At 60.4% G+C, this 9,125-nt stretch carries 6 protein-coding genes; all 6 read right to left on the reverse strand.

Going from position 1 to position 9,125, the window contains the following annotated elements; all coding sequences use genetic code 11:
- Positions 1–8: 8 nt before the first annotated feature.
- The 6 genes from FHS75_RS13045 to FHS75_RS13065 all read right to left on the reverse strand — a co-directional run bounded on the left by FHS75_RS13045 (position 9) and on the right by FHS75_RS13065 (position 9,001).
- Positions 9–4,850, reverse strand: a complete 4,842-nt coding sequence (locus FHS75_RS13045) for a thermonuclease family protein (RefSeq protein WP_179408110.1) — start codon at positions 4,848–4,850, stop codon at positions 9–11.
- Positions 4,850–5,848 carry a hypothetical protein gene (locus FHS75_RS13050; RefSeq protein ID WP_179408111.1) on the reverse strand — a complete coding sequence of 333 codons (999 nt, stop codon included), beginning with the start codon at positions 5,846–5,848 and terminating at the stop codon, positions 4,850–4,852. The genes FHS75_RS13045 and FHS75_RS13050 overlap by 1 nt, the downstream gene beginning before the upstream one ends.
- Entirely contained in the window at positions 5,845–6,378 is a 534-nt protein-coding gene (locus FHS75_RS13055; protein WP_179408112.1) for a hypothetical protein, read from the reverse strand. Before FHS75_RS13055 ends, FHS75_RS13050 begins: the two co-directional genes overlap by 4 nt.
- Entirely contained in the window at positions 6,375–6,509 is a 135-nt protein-coding gene (locus FHS75_RS18325; protein ID WP_483406980.1) for a plasmid mobilization protein, read from the reverse strand. The genes FHS75_RS13055 and FHS75_RS18325 overlap by 4 nt, the downstream gene beginning before the upstream one ends.
- Positions 6,510–6,961: 452 nt before the next feature.
- Positions 6,962–7,399 carry a BLUF domain-containing protein gene (locus tag FHS75_RS18275; protein ID WP_179408113.1) on the reverse strand — a complete coding sequence of 146 codons (438 nt, stop codon included), beginning with the start codon at positions 7,397–7,399 and terminating at the stop codon, positions 6,962–6,964.
- Between the two features lie 27 nt (positions 7,400–7,426).
- Positions 7,427–9,001, reverse strand: a complete 1,575-nt coding sequence (locus tag FHS75_RS13065; protein WP_179408114.1) for a sensor histidine kinase — start codon at positions 8,999–9,001, stop codon at positions 7,427–7,429.
- Positions 9,002–9,125: the final 124 nt, after the last annotated feature.

Below are 9,125 nucleotides of genomic sequence, written 5' to 3' on the forward strand. Positions count from 1 at the left end.
TGGTCGCATCACCGCCCCGCCATCGGGTTACGCAGACCGGCTCTCCGGGCATTGCCGAGGGCTGGTGCCCCGTACCAGTTGGGAAAGACCGCATGCAGGTGATCGCCTTCGGGAAGCAGCCTCGCATCGGGCTCGACCTTGCGCACCTGATTGGCCAGCCAGCCTAGTGATCGTCCCCGCGGCGGAGTCAGGTCGAGTGCCGATCCATCGAGATGCGCACTGTTGCGCGCAGGCGTGTAGCCCCTGCGGCGCATGTCCGCCTGATATTCGGGCGTCCGGTATCCCGACGTAACCCCCAAACCCGGGATGGCCGATTGCAAGCTTCCGAGAACGTCTCGCTGCGGAGGATCGTCAAACTCGTCCCATTCATCGCTGTCACCCTCAAACTCGTCCCACTCGTCGCCATCGCTCGCTTTGTCGTCTCCGAACAGCAGGTTGCGGGCATCGGACCGAGCAGCCGCGACCACCTTCTTTGCAGCTTTGACCTTGCCCTCCTCATCGATCGCGGACCACTCCGGCGAGGTCACCAGTCCAGTAAGGCGCTGATGCGAAAGCTTGCCCGAGACTTCGAGATAGCGGTCGTACTCTTCTGGCGTCAGCTGCTTGCCGCCCACGCTCTTGCCCGGAAGGCCCGGAGCGTAATCAAGCTGCATCAGTTCGTGGTTCACGGGATCATCGAGTGCTTTCGATACCCACAGGGGTGACAGGAAGTCCGGGCCGACACCGCCCTCGTTGCTTATCTCCCGGCCCCAGACATCGCGACGCGGCAGCAAACTTTCCCGCGCACCCGGGATGCGCGAGCGCAAGCCTTCACCGATCGTTTCGGTCTGGCGGTAGGTCGGATCGATCGTGCGCGCCGTGCCGGCCACCAGGTTGGGAACGAGGAACGAGCCGACCAGCCTCTCAAGCATGTTGCCGGCATAGCGATCAGGTTCGTGGAGAGCTGATACAACGTCGGAGATGCCCGACATCCATGTTTTGCTGGCAAGGTTGCCCATGATCGAGGCGACAAGCAGCGTCGTTTTGTCGTCCTTTTGCCGTTCGCTCATTCCCTCCGGCAGGGTTGCGAGATCAGCCGCAACGCCAAGCGTCGTCGAAAACGGGTCGAGTCGTTTGTAGCTGTAATAAGTATCGCCCACGCGAACTGAGTAGGGCTTCCAGCCATCAGCATAGAGCAGACGCGCCTTCTTGGGATCGGACGGCGCCGAACCGGTAATGTGCCCTTCGGCGGCCCCCTGGTAGATCGCAGCACCCAGTCCCGTGCCCAGCATGACCTTGGATAACGCCATGTCGCGGCGAGCACCGCCAGCGGCAAAATCGTCGCGCCAGTCCTTGAGCAAGGGGGCTGCAGGTGACCGCTCGGTCGCGAACTTGAGGAGGTTGGTCGGCGTTCGGATGAACGGCAGGAACGTGCGGATCACGATGTTCTTCTGCGCAGCGTTCGACACGTCCTGCGGGAAGCCTGAGAGCGGACGCTGGAACGTCAGATACCGCCCGTAGTCGAGTGCCGCCTCGAACATCTCGTCTGTCGGATCGGCCACAAGCTCGGCGATCCGGCGTGATGCCGCATCGCCCTTCAGACCTTCCTGGTGCGCGATGCGGACTGCCTGCGCATTGATCTCCATGCGCCGCGCAATGCCCTTGAAAAACTCGTCCTCGGCAGTGAGGAAGCGCGTCGGCACCCGGATGACTTCACCGAGCGCTCCACCGATCGCCTTGTATTCTTCGCCCTCGACCTTGCTCGCAAAGTCCGATGGCTCGCCGGTTTTAAGGCCTTTGGCAAACATGCGAGCGCCTTCGCGGGCACCCTGGATCAGCCCGAATGCCCGCGCTCCCACTTCCGAACCTGTTACCCGGTCTATGCTGGCACCCGGGAAAAGCTGGCGCGCCTTGCCGATCGCAGCGCCCGCCATGTGCTCGGGAATCTGCGCGATTGCCGTCAGCGCGTTGGAGGTGACATTAACCGCGTGAGTCTGGGGCCACGACAGGAGGAAATTGACGTACCATTGGGACAGCTTGTTCTGCCACCTCGGCTTCGTCGCCTTCTCGGCAAGCGCATTGAAGACTCCCGGTGAGGCCTCAGCCGCATCGACAAGTAAGTCTGCCGCGTTCTTCAGGTTGTCCTTGCCGCCACCACCGCGCACCAACGCCGAGAGGACATCTCCGCGCACCGCCCTGCTGTCGGCGGCCATACGGAACTGCTGGAGCGCGCGTCCGGCTTCTGCCGTCATGCCGGAGACCTGTTCCTGGATCGCGACGTGCCGCATCCACTTCTGGCGGAAGTCGGCGAAGGCTTCGTCGCCGGGATCATCGAGCGCCCTGATGCGCCTTGCCGCGTTCACCAGTTCATTGCCTGACTTCGCGAGGATCTGGCGAGCAGCCAGCGCTTCTTCCGCGTTCAAAGCCTGCCCGCGCCGACGCGCAAGGAGCTTGTCAGGCGTTAGGTTCAGTTCCGACGCGAGCCGTTCCGTTTCAGCATGGCTGATCCGGTTGCGTGTCTCGGCATCGAAACCGACACGGCGCTGCGTCATGTTGAGCGCGCGGGCAATGTCTTGCGGACTCTCGAGCTTCGACAGGTTGAGGTTGCCTGCAAAGTCGGGACCGCCTGCAGGCCATTCCTCGTAAGCCTTGATCGGCGGGAAGGGTTGCTCGCCGGCAGGCACGGATCGGTCATTGAAAACCGGACCCTCTGCAAGCTGCTCCTCCAGGCTTATCCTGTCCGCACGCATGCCCTCGAACTGGGCAACTTCCGCAAGGTCGTCCGGATGGAAGAACCGCTCGGCCCCTGAATGCGTTCGCGCGATCGCATCGAGAAAGGCATTCACGTCCGGGCGTTCATCACCCGGCAGATAACCTGCTTCCCATGCCCTGAAGGCAGCGTCGTCCAGGTTCATGCCGTCATCGCGAACGAGTTGGCCGAAGCGTTGCTCGCCCCTCGCGAAGTCAAGGTCCCGGCTACGGTTGCCGATGCCCATGGCCGTCAGTTCGCCGCCCTGGTCCCTGATGCCGCCCTGCGTGCGCAGCCACGTCACTAGGTCGACCGGGCCTCGTTTTGGAAGCTCGGTGCCAGTCTGCGCTCGTACAACCCGGCTATCCAGGGCGGCCATCTCGTCCACTGGAACGGCAGGCTCGAACCGGCCTGCGTCTTTGGCGACCGCTTCGCTGATGCCCGCCACCTCGTTAGAGGCAATCGGAAGGACATCTCCGGGCGCGATGTTCTCAGCCAGCGCACGGCGCTGAGCGTCTGTCAGTGGCTGGTCAAGGCGGCCAGGACGAACAGGGCCGGACACATCGATGTAGTCGCGCTGCCGGTCACCGTTCATCCCGATGGCGCCGGGCTTATCAATTGTGTATCCTTCAGGTGGAGGGGGGATGCCATCAAACCCGACCGCGCGCTCTGGCCCCAACGACGGCGCGCGGGCTGCCTCTCCCCTCAACCGCTGCATGCCCGCCGCAGCTGCCGGATCGCCGACATGAGCGCTGGACACTGGCCCGCCGCTTGCATAGCCTTCCATCTGAGGAGGAACGCTGGCCGATTCCGCCGAAGTCGTCCCTGGGACGGGGGACTGACGATCATGCCCGTTCCTCCTCAACCCTCGCGCTACGCGGGGCGCCAGCTTCGCGATGCCTTCCAGCGCTTTTCCACCGCCAGCGCCTATCGCGCCCCCGACAGGAACACCGATCGCGCCTCCGATAGCTCGCTCACCTAGTTCCCCATCGGTCCCGAAGAACCCTTCCGCACCGCCATAAGCTGCGCCTACGCGAAACAGTTGGGGCACGGTCCGGGCCTTGGCGCCGAAGGGAACGAGCAAGCCACCGGCCAACTGGCCGCCAAGCCGGTAACCGGGGTGCGCCATGTCGTCGTGACCGATGATAGAAGCGTTCTGCTGCTGGTTATTGAACCAGATATCGGCAAGCCTGCGATCCGAGTTGAACACGTTCTCGCGTCCTGGCGTAAGGCCGATCGCATCGACTGCCGCCCCCGCTTCGTCGAGTGCACCTGCCAGAAGCCCGTCTCCGACCCCACGGATCACAGCACCTGGCCTGCCGTCACCGAGGTCGGTCAGCGGCTTGGGCTTGTCCTTGTATCCGATACGCCAGTCGACCTTTGCTCCGCCATCACGTGACGCGACGAACCTACGTGTCTCGGCCGGATCGATGGTGAACCCGTTTGCCTTCGCGTAGGCCAGAATATCATCTGCCGAGCCGGTCCTGGTGACTTCGAGATAACCGGCCTCGATTTCCGGGCGAAGTCCTGCAAACGGCGTCGGCGTATCCCAGAATTGCGCGATCGTCTCACGATCAGGAACGTGGCCGGGATCAGCGCGGTACGCTTGCGGCGTCTGCGCCAGTACACCGTGAACACCGAGCAGGTTCTGCCGCGCCCGCCGTTCGGCCTCCATGTAATCTGAGCGCCGTTCGGGATCGCCATCAAGATATTCGGGTGCTGCAAGGGCATTGCCTTGCCGAGCAAGCGTCGTACCGAGGTCAATCCCTCCGACACTAACAGGCGCGACAGGACGACCGTAGGATGACCCCACAGCCTCACCAATGGTTGTTGGCCCGCGTTGGATGGCCGTCGAAGTTGCATTGAGGGCATTCGCGCCAATCGGTACTGGCCTGCCTTGCCGGTCCCAGCCCTGCTGCTTCAGCTCAGGCGCATCGACGCCCCAGACACGGAGATTGTGCCCGGAATCGAGCTTGAACGTATCGCCATCGCGAGCAGCCACGATGCTGTTCGCTCCCAAGGAGGGCAAGGCCGTGGGGGCTGGTTGCGAAGACTTCGGCTCGGCGTCCTCGAAGTCATCCCACTCGTCTGCATCCTGAAAGGCGGCCCATGGATCGGCCATCAGCGGGCGATCTTCACGCGCCCGTCAGGCGTCTTGAACTTGGTGCCTTTCGGAAGCCTGCGCGCGTCGGCAGGCGTGCTTACAGTCGGAATATTCTCGCGTACCGTGCGGGGCGCGGGATTGGTTTGCCCATACGTCGGCACACCCCGAAGCTCTACTCGGTTGCGCTGACGCAGACCCTCGACGCTCCTGTCGTTTTGTGTGCGGTGATCATCGAGTGCAACGTCATATCCGAACGCCGTAGGTCCGCTGCCCCTCAGCATCTGGTCCTTCAGCGCCGCGAACCAGCTGGCAGTGCCGGGCTGCAATCCGAGGCTGCGGGCATACTGCTCTCCAGGCGTCATACCCTGCACCGCCGTAGAGGTGTTGCCGGTCATGGGATTGTACCGAAGTTGGTCCGTACCGTTCTCGATAAGGCGCGGAGGCTGGTAGACCGAGCCACCGGCATTGGGATTGCCGAAGACGCGGGTCTCGGTCTGGCCGACGTTGGCTGCGGCGTGATGCGACGAGAGTGCATCCGACATGTTCGTGCCCCAGCTCTTCGGATTAGCAACGTAGGCCGCCATCTCGCGCGCAGTCATACCCGGCAGCGAGGCAACCCGCATGCGGTCCTGGTAGCCCTGCATCTGGTTGTTGTATGCGTCGCGGCTGGACTGTAGCTGATCGTGGTAGTTGCGCGCGATCGAGTATCCGAGCGCATCGTTTCCGCTTGTGCGCGCACTGATCACGCCAGCAGCAGTGATCAACCCGGACAGTATCCTCCGCCTGTCCTCGGTCTTTTTGGGCTTGTCTCCCACCATCGCCAGTACCGAGGGATCGACCTGCGCAGGCTGCCGGGGCAGGCCATCGCCAAGGCGTGGCTGAGCCGATGGAGGCATCTCGTTCTGGACGGGAACGGGCAGGTTGCGCAGCGTCTCCATGACCTGCGCATGGTCCTCGGGGCCTCCTGCGAACCCGGCAATCGGCTTACGTGTCCTTGCGGCAAGTCCAAGCATCATTCGGTCTCCACGAGGCGGGCTCGGTAGAGCTTGGCCCGTTCAAGGTATTCGGCAGGTTCGCGATCGGCGTAAGCAGCCAGGAGTTGCGCTGCCGGTTCGGAGTAGGCGTTGTCGCCGTCTGCAAGCAGTTCCAGACGGGCCAGCGCTTCGCCCGTGAGGTCAGCTGCACTTTCACCAGTCGTCCAGAACGAGGCGAGCGAAAGCATGACCACGACGCGCATCTCGTCAGGTGCTTGCCCTTGCGATGCAGCCATCCGAGCGGTCATGAGGCCCTCGGAAAGCGTGACGAACGGATCGACGTTCTCCGCACCCGAAAGAGCAAGGTGCAGCGCCATGTCGGAAATTTCTCGCTGAGCCGCGATGTCGCCCTTCGCGGCGCGTGCGATCAACACAACCGGATCGACTTCCTCGCCCTCGGAATAGAAGGAACCACGGGTCGCGACCTCATAGAAGCAGGGGCCGCCCTCGCTTAACGGCTCGAAGATGGCAGCCTGTGCCACCCGCGCGCAGACATCGCTGACGGCGGTCACGAAAGGCCCACTTTCTCGCGGACAACGGCTCTCAGATATTCGGAAACGGTACACCCGGACTTGCGGGCGCGTTCGGCAAGGGCCGACACAACGGCCTCATTCGCGCGAAAGCTCACATGAGCGTCTTGCATCGGCTTCTCCACTGTCTTCGCGACGTTGAGATGTGCTTCGCCGGTAGCACGGAAGTGCCAAAAAGTCAAGGAATCTAGGGGGTTTCCACAAGCTTGTTCCGCTTGTGTTCTTGCGTCGAATCGGTCCGCTACGGCACCAGCGAGGAATGTCTTCCAAGCGCCTCGACACGATCAGCGATTACCACCGGCATGGCTATCGGTTGCGGGTGGACTGCCGGACCTGCGGACGTACCGTCGTCATCGAACCGCTTGAGATCGCCATGCTCTGCCAGCGCCGGAAGTGGTCCAGGCAGATGGCCAGCGTTGAGAAGCGACTGCGCTGTTCGAAGTGCCGGAGCCGCGATGTGCGTTGCGGGCCCGGGTTCGCCGGCTAAGCGCAAATGCGTCCTGATTTATCGAAGCACAACCAAGCACGCACAGACAGCCTGCAGCCTTTTACAGCGCAACGCCCTTTATCGTGTAATTTTCGCTTCGGCAGCGAACGCTTCGAATATTTTCAGAACTACGCGTGACGTTGTATGATTTTGTTCGATATCTCCCAGTACAACATCATTCAAAATATCACTCATGTACCGTGATGCGCCAGAATATACTAGCGCCCATCCCTTAAATTGACGAGAATTAGGCGTCGATGAACATATCGTAGTGACTAAACGGTGGCGGACGTCGGCTGATATTGATTTCCTCAGTTCAACCACGCACTCTGGAGGCCCTTCGATTAATTGCGCAAAACGTCTGCCAGCAAAAATCAGCGCACCCGTTGCACTCATATCGAAGTTTCTTCGTCTCGATACCGAGACGATCTTATCTATTTCTTCTTCGAATCTCTCAGTTGCTATGAGTGACTCACTCACGTATACCCAACGCTCAAGTTTTTCAAAGGATGACATGCCCCCGCCACCGTAATAGCACTGTATTCACACAAACCTGTCCGGAGCATCCAATTCAATTCGGATGATCGCTCCGCCGTCCCTATGGTTGCTCGCGTTGATGGTGCCTTGATTTGCATCAACCAAGGTGCGTGTGAGCGCCAATCCAACACCAAGCCCGCCGCCACTACTTGGGCTGAACTTCTCGAACAAGTCAGAAACGTCATTATCAGGGAAGCCCTTCCCAAAATCTCTGATAGCAATCTGGACCCGATTACCGCTTACCCGGTGGGAGGTCACAATGGCTTCGCGCCGCTGACAGTTCCTGGAAGCTTCAGCGGCATTCCGCAGGATGTTCAAAAAAACCTGCTCGAGCTGAATTTCCTCGGAGAGCACGTGAGTCGCGTCTGGAGAGAGCGACAGCGTTATCTTCAGGTCGTGAATACCAGTTGCCTCGAGCAAACCGATTGCTGCTCGGCTGGCCAATGCGATCGAGACCTTGCTTCTTTCCGCGACGCCGACGCGGACCAGCGAGCGAGCCCTTCCGACCACACGTCCAACCCGGGCAATTTCTTTCTGAGCATGTTCCAGCATCTCACTGGAGCCATTAGCCCCTTTGGCAAGCAGGCGGCGCGCCGTGCTAATGTAGTTCCCTGCAGCAGCGAGTGGCTGATTTAGTTCATGTGCCAATGTCATTGCCATCGTGCCCATCGCGTCGAGACGGGAGTTGTGAAGCAGCCGGTGTTGGAGACGATCAGCTTCTTTTTGCGCGAGGTGGCGTTGTGTGACGTCGTACGCCGTCAGGAGAACCCCATACACGCTGTCTGTTTCATCTCTGACCGGTTGGCAAACGAGATCCAGAATCTTCTGTTGCTCCCGTCCGCTCTCTCTCGGGTCTTGATCCAGGAAAAAATTGGAAGACCATTGGGTTCTGCCACTCGTGTAAGCTTCCTTAAGCAGCGCAAAAAGGCTCCGGTCGGACTTTGCTGCAATGGAGTTGCCAAACGCTTCACCGCGCGAACTTCTCCTCGAAAGGAGTTTTCCCGGCGATTGATTCACAAATTCGAGATTGAGATCAGGCCCGGTAAATAGCGCGATAAAGAAAGGTACCTCTGCAAAAAGCTGACTGAGCTGAGAGTTTTTGGAACGCAAGCTATTTTCCAGAAGTTGCGTTGCCGTCACATCATAGACATCGACAAGCACTCCGTCGACACGATCAATAGGTCCTTGGACTGGAGTATAACAGAGCTTGAAATAGCTATCTTGAACACCGTTTTGTTTCGACTCGAGCCGCAAAGAGCTTTCGAGCGATGGAGTGCCGCCCATCGCACTCTGCACATTTAAATGAATATGGTCCCACAGTTCCGGCTGCAACTGAGCACAGGAGCGGCCAATACACGAGGCTGTTAGCCGCATTGGCATAAGCTCGAGATAGGCCTGATTAAAGAATGCACGACTGTCATCGCCCCACAGCAGCAGTTTAGGTGCCGCAGAATTGAACATCATCACCAAGATGCGAGAAAGGCTTTCCGGCCAGTTGGCTGGGTGCCCTAGGGCGCTGTCTGACCAATCGGCACCGCTAATTGCGGCTGCACATTGATCATGTGGATGATCAATCTTCAAGGCGCAAACTTTCGAGGTAAGGCTTAAGCGTAAGCGTGGCGTGAAGACCGCAGGTCAGGCTGCTTGGGCGATTGGAGCCGTTTCTGAAGACTTCCAGTTCCATGGCATGAGCTCGTCCCAGCGC

It is taken from the genome of Novosphingobium marinum, from assembly GCF_013408095.1.
Classification (GTDB): domain Bacteria; phylum Pseudomonadota; class Alphaproteobacteria; order Sphingomonadales; family Sphingomonadaceae; genus Novosphingobium; species Novosphingobium marinum.

Coding starts and splice junctions, on each gene's coding strand:
- FHS75_RS18275 (WP_179408113.1), bottom strand. CDS start 7,399: ATGTCATCCTTTGAAAAACTTGAGCGTTGGGTATACGTGAGTGAGTCA.
- FHS75_RS13045 (WP_179408110.1), bottom strand. CDS start 4,850: ATGGCCGATCCATGGGCCGCCTTTCAGGATGCAGACGAGTGGGATGAC.
- FHS75_RS18325 (WP_483406980.1), bottom strand. CDS start 6,509: ATGCAAGACGCTCATGTGAGCTTTCGCGCGAATGAGGCCGTTGTGTCG.
- FHS75_RS13050 (WP_179408111.1), bottom strand. CDS start 5,848: ATGATGCTTGGACTTGCCGCAAGGACACGTAAGCCGATTGCCGGGTTC.